The sequence below is a fragment of the Variovorax sp. YR266 genome (genome assembly GCF_900107295.1).
Classification (GTDB): domain Bacteria; phylum Pseudomonadota; class Gammaproteobacteria; order Burkholderiales; family Burkholderiaceae_C; genus Variovorax.
The window spans coordinates 81,119-107,105 of sequence record NZ_FNPM01000008.1 but is presented as its reverse complement, the minus strand read 5'-3'; the positions used below and the strand labels follow the sequence as shown (position 1 = coordinate 107,105).

Annotated in this window: 19 protein-coding genes; 9 read left to right on the top strand and 10 right to left on the bottom strand. The window is 68.0% G+C overall.

All coding sequences use genetic code 11. The features are described from left to right. Positions 1–6: 6 nt before the first annotated feature. Genes BLW48_RS21100 through BLW48_RS21090 form a run of 3 tightly spaced genes read right to left on the bottom strand, consistent with a single transcriptional unit; the run spans position 7 to position 2,659 of the window. Positions 7–810: an ABC transporter permease gene (locus BLW48_RS21100; RefSeq protein WP_093177311.1), complete on the bottom strand. Its 804-nt coding sequence runs from the start codon at positions 808–810 to the stop codon at positions 7–9. Between the two features lie 5 nt (positions 811–815). Then, positions 816–1,667 (bottom strand): ABC transporter permease, encoded by an 852-nt coding sequence (locus BLW48_RS21095; RefSeq protein ID WP_093177309.1) that lies wholly within the window; start codon positions 1,665–1,667, stop codon positions 816–818. Next, complete coding sequence (locus tag BLW48_RS21090) at positions 1,664–2,659, bottom strand: ABC transporter ATP-binding protein (RefSeq protein WP_093177307.1); 996 nt, start codon at positions 2,657–2,659, stop codon at positions 1,664–1,666. Before BLW48_RS21090 ends, BLW48_RS21095 begins: the two co-directional genes overlap by 4 nt. Before the next feature lie 97 nt (positions 2,660–2,756). Between BLW48_RS21090 and BLW48_RS21085 the strand changes: the two genes are divergently transcribed. Further along, positions 2,757–3,614, top strand: a complete 858-nt coding sequence (locus tag BLW48_RS21085; protein WP_093177306.1) for an HAD-IIB family hydrolase — start codon at positions 2,757–2,759, stop codon at positions 3,612–3,614. Positions 3,615–3,667: 53 nt separating this feature from the next. Here BLW48_RS21085 and BLW48_RS21080 read toward each other — a convergent pair whose 3' ends face one another. After that, positions 3,668–4,879, bottom strand: coding sequence for a porin (locus BLW48_RS21080; protein ID WP_093177304.1), 1,212 nt, complete (start codon positions 4,877–4,879; stop codon positions 3,668–3,670). A gap of 187 nt (positions 4,880–5,066) precedes the next feature. Then, positions 5,067–6,314 (bottom strand): MFS transporter, encoded by a 1,248-nt coding sequence (locus BLW48_RS21075; protein WP_093177302.1) that lies wholly within the window; start codon positions 6,312–6,314, stop codon positions 5,067–5,069. Between the two features lie 88 nt (positions 6,315–6,402). Between BLW48_RS21075 and BLW48_RS21070 the strand changes: the two genes are divergently transcribed. Next, entirely contained in the window at positions 6,403–6,972 is a 570-nt protein-coding gene (locus BLW48_RS21070) for a TetR/AcrR family transcriptional regulator (protein ID WP_093056718.1), read from the top strand. Here BLW48_RS21070 and BLW48_RS21065 read toward each other — a convergent pair. From BLW48_RS21065 to BLW48_RS21050, 4 genes are all read right to left on the bottom strand, one after another. Further along, the gene (locus BLW48_RS21065; protein WP_093056719.1) at positions 6,959–7,942 is read right to left on the bottom strand and encodes a Bug family tripartite tricarboxylate transporter substrate binding protein; all 984 of its coding nucleotides are present in this window, start codon (positions 7,940–7,942) and stop codon (positions 6,959–6,961) included. The genes BLW48_RS21070 and BLW48_RS21065 overlap by 14 nt on opposite strands. A gap of 142 nt (positions 7,943–8,084) precedes the next feature. Next, positions 8,085–9,125 carry a histone deacetylase family protein gene (locus BLW48_RS21060; protein WP_177142376.1) on the bottom strand — a complete coding sequence of 347 codons (1,041 nt, stop codon included), beginning with the start codon at positions 9,123–9,125 and terminating at the stop codon, positions 8,085–8,087. Positions 9,126–9,161: 36 nt separating this feature from the next. Beyond that, positions 9,162–10,211, bottom strand: a complete 1,050-nt coding sequence (locus BLW48_RS21055; RefSeq protein WP_093177299.1) for an ornithine cyclodeaminase — start codon at positions 10,209–10,211, stop codon at positions 9,162–9,164. Positions 10,212–10,360: 149 nt separating this feature from the next. Further along, positions 10,361–11,770, bottom strand: coding sequence for an aminotransferase-like domain-containing protein (locus BLW48_RS21050; RefSeq protein ID WP_093177297.1), 1,410 nt, complete (start codon positions 11,768–11,770; stop codon positions 10,361–10,363). A 170-nt stretch (positions 11,771–11,940) separates the two neighbouring features. On the opposite strand from BLW48_RS21050, the gene gabT reads away from it, so the two are divergent. The 7 genes from gabT to BLW48_RS21015 all read left to right on the top strand — a co-directional run bounded on the left by gabT (position 11,941) and on the right by BLW48_RS21015 (position 20,101). Next, complete coding sequence (gene gabT / locus BLW48_RS21045; RefSeq protein WP_093177296.1) at positions 11,941–13,233, top strand: 4-aminobutyrate--2-oxoglutarate transaminase; 1,293 nt, start codon at positions 11,941–11,943, stop codon at positions 13,231–13,233. 30 nt (positions 13,234–13,263) lie between these two features. Continuing rightward, the gene (locus BLW48_RS21040; protein WP_093177295.1) at positions 13,264–14,367 is read left to right on the top strand and encodes an ABC transporter ATP-binding protein; all 1,104 of its coding nucleotides are present in this window, start codon (positions 13,264–13,266) and stop codon (positions 14,365–14,367) included. A gap of 61 nt (positions 14,368–14,428) precedes the next feature. Then, on the top strand, positions 14,429–15,457 hold the full coding sequence (locus tag BLW48_RS21035) for an ABC transporter substrate-binding protein (protein WP_093056723.1): 1,029 nt from the start codon (positions 14,429–14,431) through the stop codon (positions 15,455–15,457). A 30-nt stretch (positions 15,458–15,487) separates the two neighbouring features. Continuing rightward, on the top strand, positions 15,488–16,744 hold the full coding sequence (locus tag BLW48_RS21030; RefSeq protein WP_093177293.1) for an ABC transporter permease: 1,257 nt from the start codon (positions 15,488–15,490) through the stop codon (positions 16,742–16,744). A gap of 34 nt (positions 16,745–16,778) precedes the next feature. Further along, positions 16,779–17,597: an ABC transporter permease gene (locus tag BLW48_RS21025; RefSeq protein WP_093056725.1), complete on the top strand. Its 819-nt coding sequence runs from the start codon at positions 16,779–16,781 to the stop codon at positions 17,595–17,597. 15 nt (positions 17,598–17,612) lie between these two features. Beyond that, entirely contained in the window at positions 17,613–18,572 is a 960-nt protein-coding gene (gene speB / locus BLW48_RS21020) for an agmatinase (protein ID WP_093177292.1), read from the top strand. 50 nt (positions 18,573–18,622) lie between these two features. Further along, complete coding sequence (locus BLW48_RS21015; RefSeq protein ID WP_093177291.1) at positions 18,623–20,101, top strand: NAD-dependent succinate-semialdehyde dehydrogenase; 1,479 nt, start codon at positions 18,623–18,625, stop codon at positions 20,099–20,101. A 39-nt stretch (positions 20,102–20,140) separates the two neighbouring features. On the opposite strand, the gene uvrA is transcribed toward BLW48_RS21015, so the two are convergent. After that, positions 20,141–25,891: an excinuclease ABC subunit UvrA gene (gene uvrA / locus BLW48_RS21010; RefSeq protein ID WP_093177289.1), complete on the bottom strand. Its 5,751-nt coding sequence runs from the start codon at positions 25,889–25,891 to the stop codon at positions 20,141–20,143. Positions 25,892–25,987: the final 96 nt, after the last annotated feature.

The window sequence follows — 25,987 nt, the reverse complement described above, 5'->3', positions numbered from 1 at the left end:
GGCGCGCTAGCTGCCCGTCGAGGCGTAGTGGCGCAACCCGAAGCGCCAAGCCCCGAACGCCGCCGCGAGAAACACGAATCCCGCGAGCGGCGACACCATGCCCACCCACCCGGGCGCCCCCAGCGGATCGGCCTTGCCCAGAATTGCCAGCACCGGGTAATAAGCCACGCAGGCCAGCGGCACGATGAAGGTCAGCACGCGGCGGAACCACTGCGCATACAGCGCCAACGGATACTGCGCCGCCTGCACGCCGCCGTAAGTCAGCACATTGGCGATCTCCAGGCTCTCGACGGTCCAGAACGACAGCGTGCCCTGCAGCACCAGGATGCCGAGGAACAGCGCGACGCCGCCGGCAACGGCGAACAGGGCGATCGCCACCGTGGCCGGAGTCCATGCGATGGCCGCCTGATGCGTGGCGAACACGATCACCGCCACACCCTGCAACAAGCGCCCTGCGCGGCTGATGCGGAAGTCATTGCCCATCAACTGCAGCGCGAGCGAACGCGGGCGCAGCAGCAGGCGGTCGAAGGCACCTGTGCGCAGGAACTCCGTGCCGAGCACGTCGAAGCCGCGGCCCAGCGCATCGGCGAGCGCGAACATGCAGTTCACCAGCCCGTAGAACAGCGCCACCTCGCCGATGCGCCAGCCCTGCATGTCGCCGAAGCGATGGAACAGCGCCCAGACGGCGACCACCTCGATGCCGGAGCCGAGGAACTGGCCGACGGTCAGCATCAGCGCCGAGGCCGGATAGCGCGCCTGTCCGCCGAGGGAGGCGCCGACCAAGCGGAAGAAAAGCGGAAGCGATCCCATCGCGTTCACCCGCCCTGCACCTGCAGGCCGCGCATGGTGCGGCCCATGGCGAAATGGCCGAAGGCCACGAGCACCGCGATCCAGAAAGCCTGCAGCCCCAAGCCGCCGACGGCCTGCCAACCCTGCAACTGCCCGAAGTACAGGCGAGCCGGAATGTCCATCAAACCGGCCAGCGGCTGGATCAGCAGCGCGGTCTGCCAGCCATCGGGCAGCATCGCTAGCGGCAACAGGTTGCCCGAGAGCACGATGACCACCGGCGTGGCCACCGCGCTGATGCCGCGTTCGTTGAGCGCGGCGGTGGCGGCCACATTCAGAAGCATCACCATCGACGTCGAAAGCAGCAACGCGAGCACGGCCGACAGCATGAATGCGAGTCCCGCCGCCACGCCCGCCGGCAGTTGCCAGGCCCACTCGCCGAGGCCGGCCAGCGGCAGCACGACCATCGCGAACGCAGCCATCAGCGCCACGCGCGGCAGCACGCGCGCGGCGATCCAGCCGGCGCTGCGCGCGAACCACAGCGCATAGGCATCGACGGGCCGCAGCCGGTCGTAGGCGACGGCGCCGGTCCGCACCGCCTGCCCCACCTCCGGGTCGCCCAGCCAGGGCAGCAGCACGAGCAGCCCCTGCGCGAGCCACGTGTATGTGATGGCCTGCGCGAGCGACATCGAGCTGCTCGCGCCCGTGGTGGCCGCGTGGCCGTAGAAGGCCGCGAACACCATCACCTTGATGCCGCCCCACCAGCACTGCGTGGCGAAGCCGGCGAGCGCGGCGGTGCGGTACTGCAGCATCTGCAGGAAGCGCGACGCGAAGGCCGCGAAGTAGGGCCTCGCAAGATCGCGCGGGCTGGTCGCCGTCATGCCTCGGCCGCTCCATGCATGGCATAGAAGCGCGCGATAACGGCTTCGATCGCCAGCCCTTCGAGGCGAATGTCTTCCACCGCATGCGCGGCGGCGATGCGCGCGATCAGCGCGGGCGCGGCGGTCTGCGCCGGGTCGAAGTCGAGCACCAGTGTCTGTCCGTCGCGCGAATGCACGCGTGCGCCGGCCACTTCCACGGGCAACTCGGCGTCCTGCGCAAAGTCGACCACCAGCCGGCGCTCGGCCATCACCTGCGCGCGCAGCGCCTCCACCGGGCTGTCGGCCAGCACGCGGCCGTGGCCGATGACGATCACGCGGCGGGCCAGCGCCTCGATGTCATGCATGTCGTGCGTGGTCAGCAGCACGGTGGTGCCGCGCTCGCGGTTGGCGCGGCGCACGAAGTCGCGCACGGCGAGTTTCGACGGCGCATCGAGACCGATGGTCGGCTCGTCGAGAAAAAGAATGTCGGGTTCGTGCAACAGCGCCGCAGCAATTTCTGCGCGCATGCGCTGGCCCAGCGAGAGCTGGCGCACCGGCTGGTCGAGCACACGCTCCAGATGCAGCAGCGCGACCAGCTCGTCGCGTGTATGGCGATAGCGCACCGGGTCCACGCGGTAGATGTCGCGCAGCAGGTCGAAGCCGTCGCCCACGGGCAGGTCCCACCACAGCTGCGTGCGCTGGCCGAAGACCACTCCGATGCGCGCCACGTGCCGCTCGCGGTCTGCAAACGGGTCGCGCCCGTCGATTTCCACGCGCCCGCCGTCGGGCCGCAGGATGCCCGAGAGGATCTTGATGGTGGTCGACTTGCCCGCGCCGTTCGGCCCGATGAAGCCGAGCAACTCGCCGCGCTCGAGCGAGAACGAGACGCCCGACAGCGCCTCCACCGTGCGATGGCGGCGCTGCACGAGCCCGCGCAGCGCGCCCATCACGCCAGGGTCGCGCTCGGAGATTCGGTAGGTCTTGCGGAGGTGGTCGACGAGGATGTGAGGCATGAAGGGCGCCGCGCCGGCCTCGATGGCGCGGCGGGGGCGGGATGCTACACGAAGAAGGCACAAGTACGATCACCGACTCTCCCCAACATTCCTCGCCATGCCCTCGCTGCCCGCCTCGCCCCACCACCTGTTGCCGCTGACCCGCTGGGAGGCGACGGCACGCAGCGCGCTCGTCGGCGTCTTCACCGACATCGACGACACGCTGACCCACGACGGCGCGATCACGCCCGATGCGCTGCAGGCGCTGGGCGATCTCAAGGCCGCAGGGCTGTCGGTGGTGGCAATCACCGGCCGGCCGGTGGGCTGGAGCCTGCCCTTCGTCAACGCCTGGCCCGTCGATGCCATCGTGGCGGAGAACGGTGCAGTTGCGCTGCTGCCCGCGGCCGGCGGCCGGGTCTGGAAGCGCTACCAGCAGGATGCGACCACCCGCGCCGCCAACTTCGCGCGCATGCAGACCGTGCTGGCGCGCATCGAGCGCGAATTTCCGGGCGTCGGGCGCGCCACCGATTCGTCGGGGCGCGAGACCGACATCGCCATCGACCACAGCGAGTTCGTGCAACTCAGCGACGCCACCATCGCGCAGGTGGTGGCGCTGATGCGCGGCGAGGGCATGCACGCAACCGTGAGCAGCATCCACATCAACGGCTGGTACGGCGACAACGACAAGCTCGAAGGCGCGCGCTGGATCGTGCGCGAGCTGTGGGGCCGCACGCTCGACGACGAAATGGACCGCTGGGCCTACGTGGGCGACTCCACCAACGACCAGCTGATGTTTCGCACCTTCGCGCACAGCATCGGCGTGGCGAACGTCGCGCGCTTCGTGCCGCAGCTGGAGCACCTGCCGCGCTACGTGACGCAGGGCGAGCGCGGCTCGGGGTTTGCCGAGGCGGCGCGCGCCGTGCTGTCGGCACGAATGCAACAAGGAAATAAAAAAAGCCCGCACGAGGCGGGCTAAAAGGATCGGCCTGGAGACCCTTGGAGAAAACTCGAGAGGACTGACTACCCGGCTCAGAACGCGTGGCGAATGCCGAACTCGTAGCCCATCGACGACTTGGGCTGCAGCGCGGCCCGGTTGAACGCGACGACATACGACGGGCCGGCGCCGACCGTGTTGCCCGCGCCGTTCTTGTTGCTGACGCGCGCGATCGTGCCGTAGAGCGCGGTGCGCTTCGACAGGTTGTGCACGTAGCCCAGTGCGAGCTTGTTGGACTTCGGATCGGGGGCGTTCACGACGCCGAGAACCGGCACGCGGTTGAAGTCGTACTTGACCTGCGAGTACGAAGCACGGATCTGGCCCGGGCCGATCGGCACGGTCACGCCGATCAGGTAGCCGGTCAGGTCCACGTCCGGCACACGGGTGAAGACATTCAGCGGGTCGCGCTGGTCCTTCGAACGCGAGTACTCACCGAACAGCTTGGCCACGCCGAAGTCGTAGGTTGCGCCGAGGTTGAAGGTCTTGATCTTGCCCGGGCGCGCCACGGCCGCGGCGCCGGAGCCAGTCGTGAAGCTCGTGTCGTTCTGCGCATAGCTGGCGGCCACGTCGAGCGGGCCGGCTGCATAGCCGACGCGCCCGCCGATGTGGCGACCGGTGTTGGTCTTGTCGGCGCCGGCCACGGAGTCCGGCGAGGTGCGGGTGAGCTCATGCAGGCTGTAGCCCACGTTGCCGTAGAAGCCGCCCAGGTTGCGCGGCAGGAAGTACTGCACCATGTTGCCGGCGCGCTTGTACGTGCTGTTGCTGCCGTAGCCGGTGCCCGACACGCTGGTTTCGTTGGCGTCGATGATCAGCGAGCCGCCGATGCCGGTGTCGGCGAACGGATCGAACTGCTCTTCGTTCAGCACGGTGGCGGTCTTGTCACGGCCGAGGCGGATTTCGCCGAAGCTGCCGGCAAGGCTCACCGTCGAGCGGCGGCTGAAATTGCTGAGGCCAGTGGCGCCGTCGTCGTTGGTGATCGGGGACTCGAGCCAGAAGCTGGCCGACAGGCCGCCGCCCAGGTCCTCCACGCCGCGGAAGCCGAGGCGGCTGGAGCTCAGGCCCGAATTGGCCAGTTCGGTGCGGCTGGCCTTCACGCTGTAGAAGGGGCCGAAGGGGTTCGTCGACTCGCTCTTGTTCGATACGTTGCGGTAGGCGGCGTCGACCACGCCGAACAGCGTTACGGTCGATTGCGCCGACGCGGCACCACAAGCCGCAAGGGTGGCCAGAACAAGCAGGGATTTTTTCATTCGTATCACTCCAGGATGGGGAATTCGTCGCTCCGTATCGGGCGACAGTTAAGAAGTCCGGGCCTTTGCGCCACAGGACTGCATCCGAGTGTTTCTTCGTTAGAAGACGAATGAATTACATAGGGTTAACGCTTAATTGACGAAGGGATACCGCACTTGACATGTGTGAGCTGCGCGCCATTGCGCGTCAATGCGCGCCACGGTGCAACACCGACCACTGGCTCCAGACGCCGAAAGCAGCGATCAGCAGCAGCACCGCCGCATAGCCTTCCGTCGTGTTCAGCAACCCCAGCGGCGCCACCAGGAAGCCCGCCAGCATCGCGGGCAGGCTGAACGCGAGATAGCTCACGACGAAGATCGCCGCGAACAGTTCGCCGCGCTCGTGCGATTGCGCCAGTGGCGCCAGCGTTTGCACCAGCGCCGAGAACGCACCGCCGAAGCCGATGCCCGCCACCGCGGTGCCAACGAAGAACAGCGCGAGCGAACGAGTGGCAAGCGAAGCGAGCAGCAGCCCCAGCCCGACCGCGATGCTGGCCATGCCGAGGATGGCTGGGCGAGGTGCAGCGAAGCGGCCGAGCAAGGTAGGCGCGATCGCGCCCATACCGGAGAGCACCGCCACCGTGAGTCCGTTGACCACGCCGTTGTCGATGCCGAAAACATGCAGCATCAACGACGGCGCGAGCGACAGATACAACCCGCCGAGCGCCCACACCACGACGAACACCGGCAGCCCGCGCACGAACTCGGCCCGTGCGCGCACGGGAATCGACACGCGCGGCACCAGCGAGGCCAGCGCACCGGCGCGCGGCGTGACGGTTTCGGGCATCCACAGCACCACCGCCGCGCCCAGCGCGAACACCGCGGCCAGTACGCCGAAAACCAGCATCACCGGCTGAACCGAGAACTTCACCGCCACACCCGTCAGCAACGCGCCCAACGCCAGGCCGGCCAGCGGAGACACGCTCGTGATCAGCGCCCCCAGCCGCTTGCGCGAAGCCGGCGCAGCCTCGACCACCGCCGCGCTCAGCGCGCCGCTAGCGATGCCCGTGGCCACGCCCTGCACCACGCGAGCGACGATCAGCCCGCCGATGCCGTGCGCCAGCAGGAAGAGCCCCATCGCCACCGCCTGCAGCACCAGCGCCGCCAGCACCACGGGCCGCCGGCCGATGTGGTCAGACAGCGAACCCGCCACCAGCAGCGAGATCAGCAACGCAATCGCGTAGATCGCAAAAGCCACCGTGAGCAGCGATGACGAAAAGTGCCAGGCGTGCTGGAACACCACGAACAGCGGCGACGGTGCAGCCGCCGCGAAGAAGAAGGCGAACAGCACGGCGGCCAGCAACGGAAAAGCCGCGCGTGCCGGCAAGCGCCAGGGCTTGGCGCGGGCGGCGAGGTCGGAGGTGCTGACCGCGAGGTCGGGGCAGGTGGATGGCATGGCGAATCCTTAACGCAACTTTTTTTGCTTTTGTGATTCTAGATCTGAGAATCAACTAAAGCAAATATCTTTGCGTTAAAGTCCGAACATGAACGACATCGCCCTTCCCCACAAACGCCCCGGCGGCCGCAGCGCGCAGGTGCAGGCGCTGGTGCGCACCGCCCTTGAAGAACTCGTGGCCGAACAAGGGCGGGAGCGTGTGACGGTGCCGGCAGTGGCCGAGCGCGCGGGCGTCAGCGCCTCCAGCATCTACCGGCGCTGGGGCGATCTGCAGGGGTTATTGGCGGAGACGGCCACCCACCGGCTGGACCCGAACCGCCCACTGCCAGACACCGGCGCGCTACGGGCCGACCTCGAAGCCTGGGCGCGCGAACTCATCGAGCACCTGGCCAAGCCGTGCAACACCTCGCTGCTGAAAGCCGCGGCCGCGCTGGCCAACGGCGATTCGGACACCGACTGCCTGCGCAACCGCCGCAAGGAGGCGCTGACGCTGGTCGAGCAGGCACGCGCCCGCGGAGAGCACGCGCCGGAGCCGCAGCAGGTGATCGATCACCTGATTGCGCCGATCGTGTTTCGCCTTGTGTTTGGAGCGGACCCGGTGAAGCCGGAGTTGGCGGCGCGGCTGGTGGACGAACTGTTCGTGCTCAGTTCGTCTTGACTTCCTTCGCCAGCCCCAGCTTGTCGATGATCACCTTCTCCCTCACCACCGTCTCCTGCGCAAACTTGGTGTACGTCGCCGAGCTCATGTAGTTCGGCAGCATGTCGTAGCGCCCCAGCGCGGTCACGTAGCTCGGCTCTTCCATCGCCTGCTTGAACGCGTCGTGCAGCTTCTTCACCACCTCGGGCGGCGTGCCCTTGGGCGCGCCGATGCCGAAGGGCGAGTTCTGCACCACGTCGTAGCCCAGCTCCTTCAGCGTGGGCGCGTCGGGAAACTTGGCCAGGCGCTTCTCGCCCCAGGTGTTCAGCACGCGCAGCTTGCCCGCCTCGACCTGCGGCGCGAAGCCGGTGCTGTCGGCGGCGGCCATCAGCTGGCCGCTGACCACCGCGAGCATCAGGTCGGCGCTGCCCTTGTAGGGCACGTGCTGCAGCTCGATGCCAGCCTTCTGCGCGACGATCTCGGTCGTCAGGTGCGGGCTGGTCAGCGTGCCGGTGGAGCCGTAGGTGAGCTTGCCGGGGTTGGCCTTGGCGTAGGCAACGAAGTCGGCCCAGGTCTTGAAGGGGCTGTTGGCCGGCACGACGATGCCGAAGGCATAGCCCGTGACGTTGATGACGTACGTGATGTCCTTCAGCGGGTCCCAGTTGATCTTGGTGGTGTAGCCCAGGCGGAACACGCCGAGCGGGATCTGCGCGACGGTGTAGCCATCGGGCTGCGAGGTCTGCAGCGCCTGCGCGGGCAGCGTGCCGCCGGCGCCGGGCTTGTTGTCGATGATCACCGGCTGGCCGAGGATCTTGCTCGCGTTCTCGGCGAGCTGGCGCATGGTGATGTCGGTCGGGCCGCCGGCCGGGAAGGCGATCACCAGCTTGATGGGCTTGGCGGGAAAGCTCTGCGCGAACGCCGCCATGGGAGAAACAAGGCCGCAAGCGGCAAGCGCGACGGCGGCGCGGAGAAATGTGGTGCGGCGGAGCATGGCTGACTGGATCCTGACTTTGAAAGCGCCGATTGGGCCCCGCCCCGTTGGGGAAGGCAATCGGGGCTCCCCTGATTTCCCGGGGAAAACAGGGCCATTCGCGGCATCCGAGTCGCCTGCGCGTCAGCGCGGCACGTGCTGGCTACGCCTGCCCGAAGCCTTCGAGCACGTTCACCGCATTCACGCCCACTTCGGCCACCGCATAGCCGCCCTCGAAGACGAACACCGTCGGCAGTCCCGCGCGCGCCAGGTCTTCGCCCATGCGCAGGTAGTCGTCGCTCTTGAGCTTGAAGCCCGAGATCGGATCGCCCTCGAAGGTGTCGACGCCGAGCGAGACCACGAGCGCGCCGGCCTTCACCGCCGCGATGCGCTCGAGCGCGGTCTTCAGCGCCGCGCGCCAGGCCGCGAAGTCCGTGCCGCGCGGCAGCGGCAGGTTGTGGTTGAAGCCTTCGCCCTGCCCCGCGCCGCGCTCGTCGGCGTGGCCCAGGTAGTACGGGTAATCGGTCAGCGGGTCGCCGTGCAGGCTCGCGAAGTGCACGTCGCTGCGCTCGTAGAAGATGGCCTGCGTGCCATTGCCGTGGTGGTAGTCGACGTCGAGCACGGCCACGCGTTCGACGCCCGCGTCACGCAGCGCCTGCGCCGCGACGGCGGCGTTGTTGATGAAGCAATAGCCGCCGAAGAAGTCGGCGCCGGCATGGTGGCCCGGCGGCCGCGAGAGCGAGAAGGCCGCGCGCTCGCCGCCAATGACGCGCTGCGCCGCGGTCCACGCACAGGCCGCGCCATGCCGCGCCGCCGCCCAGCTGCCGGCCATCAGCGGCGTGCCCGCGTCGAAAGAGAACAGCCCCATGCGCGCCGGAAAGCTCTTCGGCAACACATCGGTGCGCATGCCGCGCGTGGGCCAGTACGAAGGCAGCGCATCACGCGAGACGTTGGTCGGGTCCAGCGCGACCCATTCTTCCCATGCATGCGCGATGAAGTCCAGGTAGCGCGGTGCATGCACCTTGGCCAGCAGCGCCTCGTCGAATGCATCGGGTGCCTGCAGCGTGCCGAAGCCCCTGCGCTCCAGCTCATGCTTCACATGATCGACGCGGGCGGGCACCTCGAAGCACGGCACGAGTTCGCCGCGGAACATCTCGACTTTGCCCTGATGAAGAACGTGCTGGTCGTTGTAGATGGTGAGCATGGAGAAAAGCAGGATCGGCGGTGATGAAGCCGCCCATCATGCCGCACGCCGCAGCACTGCCCGTCGCCGGCCCGAGGCCGTGAGGCCGAACAAGTCCTTCGGGTCGTCGAGCTCAGGCACCAGCGCAATCTGCTGGCCGATGCCGCGCTCCGTGGCAAGGCGCTGGATGTAGCGCAGCGCCGTGTAGTCCTCCAGCGCGAAGCCCACCGAATCGAACAGCGTGACCTGTGCGGGGGTCTCGCGGCCGGGCACTTCGCCTAGCAGCACGCGCCACAGTTCGTGCACCGGGAAGTCGGCGGGCATCTGCTGGATCTCGCCCTCGACGCGGGTCTGCGGCTCGTACTCGACGAACACGCGCGCCCTGCGCAGCACGTCGGGGTGCAGTTCGGTCTTGCCGGGCGAATCGCCACCCACGGCGTTGATGTGCATGCCGGGCTCGATCATGTCGGGCGTGAGCACGGTCGCACGCCCCTGGCAGGCGGTGACGGTGGTGACGATGTCGGCGCCGCGCACCGCCTCGGCCACGGAGTGCGCGCGCACGATGTCCAGCGACGTGCAGGCCGACAGGTGGCGCACCAGCTTGTCGGTGGCGTGCGGGTCGGTGTCGAACACGCGCACTTCCTCGATGCCGAGCAGCGCATGGAAGGCCAGCGCCTGGAATTCGCTCTGCGAGCCGTTGCCGATCAGCGCGAGGCTGCGCGAATCGGGCCGCGCCAAGGCCTGCGCCGCCATCGCCGAGGTAGCAGCCGTGCGCAACGCGGTGGTGAGCGTGAGCTCCGACAGCAGCACCGGATAGCCCGTATCGACTTCCGCCAGCACGCCGAAAGCCATGACTGTCGGCAGCCCGACCTGCGTGTTGTGCGGATGCCCGTTGACGTACTTGAAGGCATAGGCGCCGTCGTCGGCCACGGGCATCAACTCGATCACGCCCAGATGCGAATGGCTGGCCACGCGCGCCTTCTTGTCGAACTCGCGCCACCGCAGGAAGTCGTCGCGCAGCGCGTCGGCCAGCGCGGTGAGGAACTGGGGAATGCCTGTCTCGTCCACCAGGCGGACCAGGCTGTGAACATCGATGAAGCGGGTCATGGCGCGGCTCCTTGCGTAGCCCCCGGCACGGCGCTTCATCCCCTCACATGTTCACTCCACCATGGCTGATTCAGGATGCGCCTGCGCCAAGGGTTCGAGCCATTGTGCGCCTGCTTGCTGGCCTTTGCGAGCCCCGGTCCTGCCAACCGTCAGTCGTGCCTGTGCTCTTCGATGTTGCGCTCAAGAAAGCGCCACAGCCGCTCGTCTTCGCTGAAGGCCACGTTGAATCGGAGCCAGCCGGTGGGATGCGGGTTGACCAGGAACAGCTGGCCCGGGCCGAGCATGATTCCCTCCGCCGCGGCGCGCCGCGAGAGCTCGGCGCTGTCGGCAATGTCCGGGTGCCGGGCCCACAGGTACATGCCGGCCGCGGCTTCATGGAACAGCTCGAAGCCCAGTCCATCCAGCCGCCTCGCGACACTGCCTTGCGCCTGCGCGAGCCTGTCGCGCAGGGCCTTGAGATGCTTGCGCCAGCGGCCGTCGGTCACGGTGCCGAAGGCCAGGCGCTCGGTGATGTCGGATGAAGTGAGGCCAGAGACCATCTTGAGCTGCGCCAGTTCTTCGAGCAGCTCCGGCTGGGCAACGACGTAGCCGACGCGGATGTTCGGCGAGATGGTCTTCGAGTAGCTGCCCACGTAGACCACGCGACGCAGCTGCCCCAGGCTGGCGAGCGAGGGGCGCATCGATGCGTCCATCTCGGCGTAGATGTCGTTCTCTACCAGCGTGAAGTCGTGCGTCTGGGCCAGCTGGAGCAGTTGCACCAGTTGCGGCAGCGAAGCCATCGAGCAGGTCGGGCTCTGCAGCCGGGGCTGGGTGAAGAAGGCCTTGGGCCGGTGCACCGCGAGCAGCGCCTCGAGCGCGGGCATGTCGTAGCCCGTTGGGGTGCGCGGCACGCCGATGATCTCCACGCCCAGGAAGCGCAGCATGAACATCAGGTTCGGATAGCCCGGGTCGTCCACCAGCACCGAATCGCCCGGCTTGAGCAGGCGGCGCGCGACCAGGTCCAGCGCCTGGCTGGAACCCTGGGTCAGCAGGACCTGCGCGGCCTCGACCACGATCTGCTGCTCCGACAGCGCCTCGGCCGTTGCCATGCGCAGCGCCATGTGGCCGAAGGGCAGGCCGTAGCCGCCGATGTCGGTGCCTTCGGAGGCCAGGTGACGCAGGCTGCGGCGCATGCCGTCCTCGAACAGCCAGTCGTGCGGCAGCCAGCCGCAGCCGGGCTTGAGCGGGAGGTTGCGGTTCTCGAAGATCTGCTGCAGATACCAGCGGGCGTCGAAGCGGGGGTCCGGGCGGGGCACGCTGGACGCACCGGCGGCGCTGTCTTCGCTGCGCCGCTTGACGAAGAAGCCCGCGTTGGCGCGCGATACCAGCAGGCCCTGCGCCACCAGCCGGTCGTAGGCCTCGACCACCGTGAAGACACTGACGCCGTGGGCCGCGGCAAAGGCGCGGATCGACGGCAGCTTGCTGTCGGCCTTGAGCTTCTGGGCGCCTATCAGTCCGCGCAGCCCTTCCACGATCTGGCTTACCAGCGGCGTCGGCTGTTCGGGGCGAAGAATGAGCATCGGGGGTGTCTCCGGCAGTCCGGCCTGCACCATATTGAGGAAAGTATGTACAGGATACAAGACCAGTACAGTCTTCCGGGCGATCACTTCCGGTGTACATGGCTGGATCGAATCGCGCGACCTAGAGTGCCGGGATTCCTTCTTCACAGCACCAAAGCACAGGTCGTACCATGCAACGCGAACCCCACCTCAGCAACGCCGCCCTCATGGCCCGCCGCAACGCGGCCGTCGCCCGCGGCGTCGGCCAGGCCCATGAAATCTTCGTCAGCCGGGCTGCCAACGCCGAACTGTGGGACGTCGAGGGCCGCCGCTACATCGACTTCGCCGGCGGCATCGCGGTGCTCAACACCGGCCACTGCCACCCGGAGATCAGCGCCGCCGTCAAGGCGCAGGTAGACCTTTATTCGCACACCTGCTTCCAGGTGGTGGCCTACGAGCCCTATGTGGAGCTGGCCGAGCGCCTGAATGCACTGGCACCGGGCGCGTTCACGAAGAAGTCGATCTTCCTGAGCACCGGCGCCGAGGCGGTGGAGAACGCCGTCAAGATCGCTCGCGCCCACACCCGGCGCCCCGGCGTCATTGCCTTCACCGGCGGCTACCACGGCCGCACGATGATGACGCTCGGCCTCACCGGCAAGGTGGCTCCCTACAAGATCGGCTTCGGCCCGTTCCCGGGCGAGGTGTTCCATGCGCTGTACCCAAATGCGCTGCACGGCGTGAGCGTGGACGATGCACTGCATTCGGTCGAGCTGCTGTTCAAGAACGACATCGAGCCCGAACGCGTGGCGGCCTTCATCCTGGAGCCGGTGCAGGGCGAGGGCGGCTTCTACGTGGCGCCCAACGACTTCGTCGAAGGCCTGCGCGCGCTGGCGGACCGCCACGGCATCCTGATCATTGCCGACGAGGTGCAGACCGGCGCGGGCCGCACCGGCACCTGGTTCGCCAGCGAGCAGTGGCCCGTGGCGCCCGACCTGATCACCACCGCCAAGTCGATGGCGGGCGGCTTCCCCATCTCCGGCGTGGTGGGCCGCGCCGAGGTGATGGACGCCCCCGCGCCCGGCGGCCTGGGCGGCACCTATGCCGGCAGCCCCATCGGCTGCGCCGCGGCGCTCGCGGTGCTGAAAGTTTTCGACGACGAGCAACTGCTGGCGCGCAGCCGGGCGCTGGGCGAGCGGCTCACGGCCGGCCTGCGCCGCATCGCGGCCGACGTGCCTGCCATCGGCGACGTGCGCGGGCTCGGCGCCATGGTGGCCGTCGAGCTGTTCGAGCAGGGCGACACGTCGCGCCCCGATGCCGCGCTGACCCGCAAGGTGGTCGCAGAGGCGGCACGGCGCGGGTTAATCCTGCTGTCATGCGGCACCTACGGCAATGTAATTCGCGTACTGGTGCCGCTCACGGCATCCGACTTGCTTGTGGACGAAGGCCTGGCGCTTCTCGCGGACAGCTTCGCCGCACTGCGCTGATCGACAGATCCTTTCCTTAATTCCTCCTCCATGACAGCAGAACCCTTGGTGCGCTTCCAGCGCGTCCAGAAGACCTACGACGGCGAACACCTGGTGGTGCGCCAGCTCGATCTGGACATTCACCGTGGCGAGTTCCTGAGCCTGCTCGGGCCTTCGGGGTCGGGCAAGACCACCACGCTGATGATGCTGGCGGGCTTCGAATCGCCGACCTCGGGCGAGATCCTGCTCGACGGCAAGCAGATCACCGGCACGCCGCCGCACAAGCGGAACTTCGGCATGGTCTTCCAGAACTACGCGCTGTTCCCGCACCTGAGCGTGGGCCAGAACGTGGCCTATCCGCTCACCGTGCGCAAGGTGCCCAAGGACGAGCAGCAGCGCCGCGTGCAGCGTGCGCTCGACATGGTGCAGCTGCGCGGCATGACCGACCGCCTGCCCGGCCAGCTCTCTGGCGGCCAGCAGCAGCGCGTGGCGCTGGCGCGCGCGCTGGTGTTCGAGCCCCAGCTGGTGCTGATGGACGAGCCGCTCGGCGCGCTCGACAAGCAACTGCGCGAGCACATGCAGATCGAGCTCAAGGACCTGCACCGCCAGCTGGGCGTGACCTTCGTCTACGTGACGCACGACCAGGGCGAGGCGCTCACCATGAGCGACCGCGTGGCGGTGTTCAACGAAGGCGTGATCCAGCAGCTGGACACGGTCGACCGGCTCTACGAGACGCCTTCCAACCGCTTCGTGGCCGGCTTCGTCGGCGACAACACGGTGCTCAAGGGCCAGCTGGGCCAACTGAGCCGCAGTGGCGAGCATGCAGAAATGAAGCTGCCCGACGGCCGCGTGCTGCACGGGCTCAACGTCAGCGGCGCTGCCGCGGGCGCGACCGTCGAGGCCTGCATCCGCCCCGAGCGGGTGGTGCTGCACCGCAGTCCGCCCGCGCCGCGCGCCAACATGCTCGCCGCCCAAGTGGCGCGCGTCATCTACTTCGGCGACCACCTGCGGCTGCTGTGCAGCGTCGGCGGCGACCAGGCCGAAGCCACCGTGAAGCTGCCGCTGAACGGCCTCGAAGGTGCCGCCGCGCCGCAGGCCGGCGAAGCGGTGGTGCTCGAATTTCCGACGGCGCATGCGCGCATCTATGCCTCCTGAATCCGGCTTGTTGTTCCCTCGTTTCCTTTCTTTGCTTTCATCACCCAGGAAGACTTCCACCATGAAAAAGACTCTCCTCGCCTGCACCGTCGCCGCCAGCTTCGCACTGCCGGCCTTTGCCCAGCAGCAGCTCACCGTGGTCAACTTCGGCGGCGCCAACGCCAATGCCCAGAAGAAGGCCTACTACGAGCCCTTCGAGAAGACCGGCACCAAGATCATCCCGGTCGAATACAACGGCGAGCAGGCCAAGATCAAGGCCATGGTCGAGACGAAGAAGGTCACCTGGGACGTGGTCGAGGTCGAATCGCCCGACGCGGCGCGCGGCTGCGACGAGGGCCTGTTCGAGAAGCTCGACTATTCCAAGATCGGCAGCAAGGCAGACTTCCTGCCAGCCGCCGTCACCGACTGCGGCGTGGGCCTCTTCGTGTGGTCGACCGTCATGGCCTACAACGGCGAGAAGCTCAAGACCGCGCCCAGCAGCTGGGCCGATTTCTGGGACGTGAAGAAGATCCCCGGCAAGCGCGGCATGCGCAAGGGCGCGCGCTACAACCTCGAGTTCGCGCTCATGGCCGACGGCGTGAAGCCGGCCGATGTCTACAAGGTGCTCGGCACCAAGGAAGGCGCCGACCGCGCATTCAAGAAGCTCACCGAACTCAAGCCGAACATCCAGTGGTGGGAAGCCGGCGCGCAGCCGCCGCAGTTCCTGGTGGCCGGCGACGTGGTGCTGACCACGGTCTACAACGGCCGCATCGACGCCGCCAACCGCGAAGGCCGCGACCTCAAGATCTACTGGCCGGGCGGCATCTACGACCTCGACTACCTGGTGATCCCGAAGGGCGCACCGAACAAGGAAGCCTCGCTGAAGTACATCCAGTTCGCGATGCAACCGGCCAACCAGGCGGTCTATGCCCAGAACATCGCCTACGGCCCCACCAACACCAAGGCGCTGACTTCGCTGAGCAGCAAGGTGCTGGCCGACCTGCCGACCTCGTCGACCAACGCCAAGGATGCGCTGCAGTTCAACGTCGGCTTCTGGGCCGACCAGGGCGAGGCGCTCGAGAAGCGCTTCGCATCCTGGGCCACGCAGTAAACGGGCAAACGAGCGAGCGCGAAAGAGTCCATGCACGCGGCAACGTCTGTCCCCCTGGTTCCAGCAGAAGCGCCGCCCGGCGAACTGCGGCGTGCGCTGGCGCGCGCCGAAGCCCGCCGAAAGTGGCGCGCGTTTGCGCTCACGGTGCCGCTGCTGGTGTTTCTGCTGCTGACGCTGCTGGTGCCCATCGTGGCGCTGCTGCAGCGTGCGGTAGAAAACCCCGAGGTGGCCAACGCGCTGCCGCGTACCGTACGTGCGCTCGACGGCTGGAACCGCAAGGAGGCGCCCGCGTCGGCGGCCTTTGCAGCCATCGCGGCCGATCTCGCCCAGCTGCCCGACAGCTCCGACGCCGGCGCCCTGGCGCGCCGCCTCAACACCGAGATCGCCGGCGCCCGCTCGCTGGTGATGGGCACCTTCCGTGCGCTGCCGATCGCCGGCACGCCGGAAGAGGTCAAGGCGCGCATGCTGGAGCTCGACCCGCGCTGGGGCGAGGCGCCGTACTGGCAGGCGATTGCCAAGAACGGCTCGCGCTGGACGCCCGACTACCTGCTCGCCTCGGTCGACCTGCGGCGCGACGTGGCCGGCGAGGTCGAGCGCATGCCCGCCGACCAGCGCGCCTTTGCCGGCATCCTGCTGCGCACCTTCCAGATCAGCGCCGTCGTCACCTTCTTCTGCCTGCTGCTGGCCTATCCGCTGGCGTGGTGGCTGTCGACGCTGCCCGCGCGCAAGGCCAACGTGCTGATGATCCTGGTGCTGGTGCCGTTCTGGACTTCCATCCTGGTGCGCGTAGCGGCCTGGATCGTGCTGCTGCAGTCCGAGGGGCTGGTCAACCGGGGCCTCATGGGCATCGGCCTGATCGACCATCCGCTGGCGCTGCTGTTCAACCGCACCGGCGTGATCATCGCGATGGTGCACATCCTGCTGCCCTTCATGATCCTGCCGCTGTACAGCGTCATGAAGAGCGTGCCGCCCACCTACCTGCGCGCGGCCGTCTCGCTGGGCAGCTCGCCGCTGGCGGCCTTCTTCCGCGTGTACGTGCCGCAGACCTACCCGGGCATCGGCGCCGGCGCGCTGCTGGTCTTCATCCTGGCGATCGGCTACTACGTGACGCCGGCGCTGCTCGGCGGCGCGGACGACCAGATGCTGAGCTACTACATCGCGCGCTACACCAACGTCGAAATCAACTGGGGCATGGCATGCGCGCTGGGCACCGTGCTGCTGGTCGCCACGCTGATTCTGTATGCCGTGTACCGCCGCATCGGCAAGGCCGAGCTGAGCCTCGGTTGAGCAGCACGAAAAGCCGCATGAAAGACAGACAAGCATGTTGAAGCTTCCCCAATTCCCGGCCTATGCCACCTTCGCCGACAAGCTCGGCTGGTGGCTGGTGCGCGGCGGCTGTGTCGCGGTGCTGGCCTTCCTGCTGGCGCCGATCCTGGTGGTGATTCCGCTGTCGTTCTCCGACAGTTCGTTCCTGGCCTACCCGATTCCCGGCTGGTCGCTACGGTGGTATCGCAACCTCTTCGAATCGCCCGAGTGGGCACGCGCGGCGCGCAACAGCTTCATCGTCGCGCCGGCCGCCACGGTGCTGGCCACCGTGCTGGGCACGCTGGCGGCGGTGGGGTTGTCGCGCACGAGCTTCGCCTTCAAGGGCCTGCTCATGAGCGTGCTGATCTCGCCGATGGTGGTGCCGATCGTGGTGGTGGGCGTCGCCACGTATCTCTACTTCGCGCCCATCGGACTGGCCGACACCTACTTCGGGCTGATCGTGGTGCATGCGGCGCTGGGCGCGCCCTTCGTGCTGACCACCGTGCTCGCCACGCTGGCCGGCTTCAACCAGAACCTGGTGCGCGCATCGCTGAGCCTGGGCGAGACACCGTTCAGGACCTTCATGCGCGTCACGCTGCCGGTGATTGCGCCGGGCGTGATCTCGGGCGCGCTGTTCGCCTTTGCCACTTCGTTCGACGAGGTGGTGGTCACGCTGTTCCTAGCGGGGCCGGACCAGGTCACGCTGCCGCGCCAGATGTTCACCGGCATCCGCGAGAACATCTCGCCCACCATCGCCGCCGTGGCGACGCTGCTGATCATCTTCACCACCACGCTGCTGCTTGCGCTCGAATGGCTGCGCGGCCGGCGGCGTTGAACCCGCACACGCACGATGCCCACCACCACAACACCGAACCAGCCGCTGGGCGGCAACACGATGCCGCGCTTCGCCGGCCCCGGCACGATGATGCGGCTGCCCGCTGCAACGTCTCCAGCAGGGCTGGATGCGGCGTTCATCGGCGTGCCGCTGGACATCGGCACTTCCAACCGGCCGGGTGCGCGCTTCGGACCGCGCCAGATCCGCGCCGAGTCGGCATTGCTGCGGCCCTACAACATGGCCACCGGCGCCGCGCCTTTCGACAAGCTGAACGTGGCCGACCTGGGCGACGTACCGATCAATACCTATTCGCTCGAAAAATCGATCGACATCATCTCGGACTTCTACGACACGGTGCTGGCCGCCGGCTGCGCGCCGCTGACGCTGGGCGGCGACCACACCATCGCGCTGCCGATCCTGCGCGCATTGGCGCGGAGGCACGGCCCGGTGGCGCTGGTGCATGTGGATGCGCATGCGGACGTGAACGACGACATGTTCGGCGAGCGCATTGCGCACGGCACACCGTTCCGGCGCGCCGTCGAAGAGGGCCTGCTGGCCTGCGACAAGGTCTGGCAGATCGGCCTGCGCGGCACCGGCTATGCGGCGGACGATTTCGACTGGCCGCGTGAACAGGGCTTCACAGTGGTGCAGGCGCACGAGGTCTGGTACCAGTCGCTGGCGCCGCTGATGGCGCAGGTGCGCGAGCGCATCGGGCCGACGCATCCGGTGTACATCAGCTTCGACATCGACGGCATCGATCCCTCGTTCGCCGGTGGCACCGGCACGCCGGAGATCGGTGGGCTCACCGTGCCGCAGGCGCTGGAGATCGTGCGCGGCTGCCGCGGGCTGAACGTGGTGGGCGCCGACCTGGTAGAGGTCAGCCCGCCGTACGACACGAGCGGAAACACTGCGCTGCTCGGGGCCAATCTGCTTTACGAAATGCTCTGCGTGCTTCCGGGCGTACCTTTCCGCTGACACCGGGTGCTTGCACCGGCTACTCATTTCTTTAGAGACAACACGACACCATGGACACGAAGACATCTCCCCTGGCACTGCTGAACGACCCGACCCTGCTCAAGACCGATGCGCTGATCGCAGGCGAGTGGATTGCGGGCGCGAGCCGCTTCGACGTGAACGACCCGGCCACCGGCCGGAAGCTGGTCGACGTGGCCAACCTCACGCGTACGGATGCCGCGCACGCCATCGCCGCCGCCAACAAGGCGCTTGCCGCCTGGCGCGGCAAGACCGGCAAGGAGCGGAGCATCGTGCTGCGCAAGTGGTTCGACCTGCTGATCGCCAACACCGAGGACATTGGCCGCCTGATGACCGCCGAGCAGGGCAAGCCTTTTGCCGAGGCCAAGGGCGAGGTTGCCTACGGCGCGAGCTTCATCGAGTGGTTTGCCGAGGAAGCCAAGCGCGTGAACGGCGAGGTGCTGCCGCAGTTCGACAACAACCGCCGCCTGCTGGTGATGAAGCAGCCCATCGGCGTGTGCGCGGCGATCACGCCGTGGAATTTTCCGCTGGCCATGATCACCCGCAAGGTGGCGCCGGCACTGGCCGCGGGCTGCACGGTCGTCATCAAGCCGGCCGAACTCACGCCGCTGACCGCGCTGGCCGCTGCGGAGCTGGCCGTGCGGGCCGGCATTCCGGCGGGCGTGCTCAACGTGCTCACGGCCGACAGCCAGAACAGCATCGCGATCGGCAAGGAGCTGTGCGAGAGCGACGTCGTGCGCCACCTGAGCTTCACGGGCTCCACCGAAGTGGGCCGCATCCTGATGAGCCAGTGCGCGCCGACGGTCAAGAAGCTGTCGCTGGAGCTGGGCGGCAACGCGCCTTTTCTGGTGTTCGACGATGCGGATGTGGATTCGGCTGTCGAAGGCGCCATCGCGAGCAAATACCGCAACGCCGGCCAGACCTGCGTGTGCGCGAACCGGCTGTATGTGCAGGAAGGCATCTATGACGCCTTCGTCGAGAAGTTCGCGGCCAAGGTCAGGGCGCTCAAGGTCGGCAACGGCTTCGAGGACGGCGTGACGCAGGGCCCGCTGATCGAGGATGCGGCCATCGACAAGGTGCAGCGCCATGTAGCCGACGCCATCGCCAAGGGCGGCAAGGTGCTGGCGGGCGGCCACAGGATGCAGGGCCAGTTCTTCGAGCCGACCGTGATTGCCGAAGCCACCCCCGACATGCTGTGCGCGCGCGAAGAAACCTTCGGCCCCTTCGCGCCCGTGTTCCGCTTCAAGACCGAGCAGGACGGCATCGACGCGGCAAACAACACCGAGTTCGGCCTCGCGAGCTACTTCTACACACGCGACGTGGGCCGGATCTTTCGCGTGGCGGAAGCGCTGGAATACGGCATGGTCGGCATCAACGCCGGCGTGATCGCCACCGAGCACGTGCCCTTCGGCGGCGTGAAGCAGTCGGGCCTGGGGCGCGAAGGCTCGCACCACGGCATGGACGACTACGTGGAGATCAAGTACCTCTGCCTGGGCGATATCCAGAAATAAGAGGAGGAAGAAGGCGGGGCAAGCCCCGCCCTGCCCTACCTATCGAGCCAGCACCGGCGCCAAGGCCACGCCGGTGTGCGTGCCGAGCCGCACCACCTCTTCCGGCGGCGCCGCCGCGACGATGCGCCCACCGGCGTTGCCGCCCTCGGGCCCGAGGTCGAGGATCCAGTCGGCCTCGGCGATCAGGTCGAGGTCGTGCTCGATCACCACCACGCTGTGGCCGCCGTTCACCAGCCGGTGCAGCACGTGGATCAGCTTCTCGACGTCGGCCATGTGCAGGCCCACGGTCGGCTCATCGAGCACGTACAGCGTGTGCGGCGCCTTCTGGCCGCGGCGGGTGATGTCGTCGCGCACCTTGCTCAGCTCGGTCACCAGCTTGATGCGCTGCGCTTCGCCGCCCGACAGCGTGGGCGAGGGTTGCCCCAGCGTGAGGTAGCCGAGCCCCACGTCCTTCAGCAGCTGCAGCGGGTGGGCGATGTTGGGCATGCTGGCGAAGAACTCGACGGCCTCGTCGACTTCCATCTTCAGCACGTCGCCGATGCTCTTGCCGCGCCAGCTCACGGCCAGCGTCTCGGGGTTGAAGCGCGCGCCGTGGCACACCTCGCAGGGCACCTTCACGTCGGGCAGGAAGCTCATCTCGATGGTGCGCACGCCCGCACCGTCGCAACCGGGGCAGCGACCTTCGCCGGTGTTGAAGCTGAAGCGCGCCGGGCCGTAGCCGCGCGCCTTGGCTTCGAGCGTGTCGGCGAAGAGCTTGCGGATGGTGTCCCAGAAGCCGATGTAGGTGGCCGGGCAGCTGCGCGGCGTCTTGCCGATGGGCGTCTGGTCGACTTCGAGCACGCGGTCGATGGTCTCGTAGCCCTCGACCTTGCTGCAGCCGGCCCAGGCCGGGCGCTTGCCGGCGGCGTCGGCGTCGCGGCCCGCCTTGGTCATGCGCTGCACCACGATGCCGTGCACGTTGGCCAGCAGCACGTCGCGCGCGAGCGTCGACTTGCCCGAGCCGCTGACGCCCGTGACCACCACCAGGCGGTGCAGCGGCAGCGTGGCGGTCACGTCCTGCAGGTTGTGCAGGTCGGCGCCGTGCACGGTGAGCCATTCGCCGTTGTCCGTGGCCTTGGGGTTGGGCGAAGGCACCAGGCGGCGCGCCTGCAGCGGGTGCTTGATGGCATCGCGCAGGTAGCGGCCGGTCTGCGAATCGCCGGCGTTCTGGATGTCGGCCACCGAGCCCTCGGCCACCAGCCGGCCGCCACGCTTGCCCGCGCTCGGGCCGATGTCGATGATGTGGTCGGCGCGGCGGATTGTGTCTTCGTCGTGCTCCACCACCACCAGCGTGTTGCCCTTGTCGCCGAGCTTGTGCAGCGCGTCGAGCAGGATCTGGTTGTCACGCGCGTGCAGGCCGATGGTCGGCTCGTCGAGCACGTAGCACACGCCCTGCAGGTTGCTGCCGAGCTGCGCCGCCAGGCGAATGCGCTGCGCCTCGCCGCCTGAAAGCGTAGGCGCGCCACGGTCGAGCGTGAGGTAGCCCAGGCCCACTTCTTCGAGGAACTCGAGCCGGCTCTTGATCTCGGGCACGAGATCGCGCGCGATCTCCGCTTCGCGGCCCGTGAGCGTCAGACCCTCGAACCACTGGCGCACCTCGGTCACGCTCATGCGCGCGAGTTCGGTGATGCCGATGCCGCCCGAGCCGTCGGCCGCGGTGCCGAAGCCCACGGCGCGGGCCGTGGCGTTCAGGCGCGTGCCTTCGCAGGTCGGGCAGACCACGTCGGCCAGGTCCTCGACCTCGGGTTCGGCAAAGGTCTGCTCGCGGCCCTTGTTGTCGTCGGCCAGCACGGAGTCGTCGAACACCTTGCGCTGGTCCTTGCTGAGCTTGACGCCCGTGCCCACGCAATCGGGGCACCAGCCGTGCTTGCTGTTGTAGCTGAACAGGCGCGGGTCGAGCTCGGCGTAGCTGGTGCTGCACACCGGGCAGGCGCGCAGCGTGGAGAACACGTTCACGCGGCCGATGCCGGCGGCGGACACGCCCGCCATCATCGCGGCGCGCAGGCCGTCGAGCTGGCTCAGCACGTGCACAACGCCCTTGCCGTGTTCGAGCGCCTTGGTCAGCGCCTCGCGCAGCTCGGTCTCCTTCGATGGCAGCACGTCGAGGCTGGCCACGGGCAGCTCGATGCTGTGCTCCTTGAAGCGGTCGATGCGCGGGAAGCCGGCGGTCGGCAGGAAGTCGCCGTCCACGCGCAGGTGCGTGAAGCCGCGCGGGCGCGCCCAGTCGGCCAGCTCGGTGTACACGCCCTTGCGGTTGCTCACCAGCGGCGCGAGCAGGCCGATGTGCTGGCCCTTGAAGTTGCGCATGAGCTGCGCGGCGATGCTGTCGGGCGTCTGCGGCTGCACAGCGGCGCCGTCGTGAATGCAATGCTGGATGCCCAGCTTCACGTACAGCAGCCGCAGGAAGTGCCACACCTCGGTGGTGGTGCCCACCGTGCTCTTGCGGCCGCCGCGCGACAGGCGCTGCTCGATGGCCACGGTCGGCGGAATGCCGTACACCGCGTCCACCTCGGGCCGGCCCGCCGGCTGCACGATGCTGCGCGCATAGGCGTTGAGCGATTCGAGGTATCGGCGCTGACCTTCGTTGAAAAGAATGTCGAAGGCCAGCGTCGACTTGCCCGAGCCGCTCACGCCGGTCACCACGCTGAACTTGCCGCGCGGAATGTCGACGCTGAGGTTCTTCAGGTTGTGCTCGCGCGCGTTGACGATCTCGATCGCGTTGCTGCCCGGCGCCGTCTTCGCATTGGCGATGTAGCGGCGCGCGGCGCGCTCGGCCACCTTGTAGGCGTCGGGGCCGATGGCCAATTCATAGTCGGCCAGCGCGGCGCCGGTGAGCGAAGCGCGGTTCTCGCGCAGCTGCTCCGGCGTGCCTTCTGCCACCACCTGGCCACCGCCCTCGCCGCCTTCGGGGCCGAGGTCGATGAGCCAGTCGCTCGCGCGGATCACGTCGAGGTTGTGCTCGATGACGATCAGCGAATGGCCGGCGTCGAGCAGCTTGCGCAGCGCGCGCATCAGCCGCGCGATGTCGTCGAAGTGCAGGCCGGTGGTCGGCTCGTCGAACAGGAAGAGCGTGCCCTTGCGCGCCACCGACTGCTTGCTCGAGGTCGCGTTCTTGGCGGCCTCGGCCAGGAAACCCGCGAGCTTCAGGCGCTGCGCCTCGCCGCCGCTCAGCGTGGGCACGGGCTGGCCGAGCTTGACGTAGTCCAGACCCACGTCGGAAATCGGCTGCAGCACGCGCAGCACGTCGCGGTCGGCCTCGAACACGGTGGCCGCTTCGGCCACGGTGAGGTCGAGCACGTCGGCCACGTTGTAGCTCTTGCCCTTGCGCTCCACGCGTACTTCGAGGATTTCGGGGCGGTAGCGCTTGCCGTCGCAATCGGGGCAGCGAAGGTACACGTCGGACAGGAACTGCATCTCGACGTGCTCGAAACCCGAGCCGCCGCAGGTCGGGCAGCGCCCGTCGCCGGAGTTGAAGCTGAACTTGCTCGCGGTGTAGCCGCGCTGGCGCGACAGCGCCGCGGTGGCGAAGATCTCGCGGATGGCGTCCCACGCGCCCACGTAGCTCGCGGGGTTGGAACGCGCTGTCTTGCCGATGGGCGACTGGTCGACGAACACCACGTCGCCCAGGTGGTCGGCGCCGAGCATGCGGTCGTGCGCGCCGGGCGTTTCGGTGGCCTTGCCGAAGTGGCGCATCAGCGCGGGCGCCAGCACGTCCTGTATCAGCGTGGACTTGCCCGAGCCGCTGACGCCGGTAACGCACACCAGGCGCGCCAGCGGGAACTCCACCGCGATGTTCTTCAGGTTGTGCTCGCGCACGCCTTCGAGAATGAGGCGGTGCGTGTTCTCGCTCACGAGCCGCTTGAAGCCCATGCCGATCTTCTTGCGCCCGCCCAGGTACTGGCCGGTGAGCGTGTCGGCGTCGCGCAACTGGTCGGTGGTGCCGTCGAACACGATCTGCCCGCCGCGCGCGCCGGGGCCGGGGCCCATGTCGATCACGCGGTCGGCGGCGAGCATCACGGCCGGGTCGTGCTCGACCACCACCAGCGTGTTGCCGGCATCGCGCAGGCGCAGCATGGCCTCGGTGATGCGGTTCATGTCGCGCGGGTGCAGGCCGATGCTGGGCTCGTCGAGCACGAAGAGCGTATTGACCAGCGAGGTGCCGAGCGCGGTCGTGAGGTTGATGCGCTGCACTTCGCCGCCGCTCAGCGTGCGGCTCTGGCGGTCGAGCGTGAGGTAGCCGATGCCGACGTCGTGCAGGTAGCGCAGGCGCGTGGTGATTTCTTCGAACAGCAGTTTCAGCGCCTGGGTTTCGCCTTCGCTCACCGTGTGGCCGTTGCCGTGGTGCTCGACGCGGTCGAAGAGCCTGCGCAGCCGCTCGATGGGCAGCAGCATCAGGTCGTGCAGGCACAGGCCCGGCAGGGCTTCGAGTTGCGCGCGCGTCCACTTGGCGCCGGTGGGCATGAAGCGCTTTTCGGGCGGCAGCACGGCGTCGGCGTCTTCCTTGCTGCCGATGCGCCACAGCAGGCTGTCGAGCTTCAGGCGCGCGCCGCTGCAGGTGGGGCATGGCGTGTAGCTGCGGTATTTGGACAAGAGCACGCGGATGTGCATCTTGTAGGCCTTGCTCTCCAGGTAGCCGAAGAAGCGCCGCACGCCGTACCACTGCTTGTTCCAGTTGCCTTCCTTGTAGTTGGGCGTGCCTTCGATCACCCAGTGCTTCTGCTCGTCGGTGAGCTTGTTCCAGGGGGTGTCGCGCGGAATGCCGGCGGTTTCGGCATGGCGCATGAGGTCGTCCTGCGCTTCCTTCCAGGCGGGCGTCTGGATGGTCTTGATGGCGCCGGCTCGCAGCGTGAGCTTGTCGTTCGGAATCACCAGGCCCAGGTCGACGCCGATCACGCGGCCAAAACCGCGGCAGGTCTCGCAGGCGCCCACGGCCGAGTTGAACGAGAACATCGACGGGATCGGGTCGGCGTAGCGGATGTCGCTCTCGGGGCAGTGCAGGCCGGTGGAGAACTTCCAGACGTCCGTCGGCGCGTTTTCTTCGGCGCCCGTGGCATGCACCGTGACGCGCCCGCTGCCGCGCTTGAGCGCCACCTCGATGGCCTCGACCACCCGCGAGCGCTCGGCGCTCGAGGCGCGGAAGCGGTCGGCCACCACGTCGAGCACCTTGCGCGGCCCGGTGGGCGTGGCCACCTCGCGCTCGGCCTGCACGCGCGTGAAGCCGCTGGCCGACAGCCACTGCGTGACTTCCTCGGCCGTGGTGCTCGCGGGCAGCTCGACCGGAAAGGTGACCACGAGGCGCGGATCGCCCGCCGCGGCCGCGCGCTCGACGATCTGCGCGTAGATGCTGTCGGGCGAATCGTGGCGCACCGGCAGCGCGGTTTCGCGGTCGAACAGATTGGCCGCGCGCGCGAAGAGCAGCTTCAGGTGGTCGTTCAGCTCGGTCATCGTGCCGACCGTGGAGCGCGAGGAGCGCACCGGGTTGGTCTGGTCGATGGCGATGGCGGGCGGCACGCCCTCCACCTTGTCGACGGCCGGCTTGTCCATGCGGTCCAGGAACTGGCGGGCGTAGGCGGAGAAGGTCTCCACGTAGCGCCGCTGGCCTTCGGCGTAGAGGGTGTCGAAAACGAGGCTGGACTTGCCCGAGCCGCTGGGCCCGGTGACCACCGTCATCTCGCCGGTGCGGATGTCGAGGTCGAGGTTCTGGAGGTTGTGCTGGCGCGCGCCGCGAATCCGGATGGAGCCCTGTGTCATGAGTGCCTTGGGGGGTGGGGCAAACATTCTAGGGAGTGCTCCATGACGGGTTTGCGCATTGCGTCACAAGGTCGGTGGCCGCGCAGGGGTTTGTCC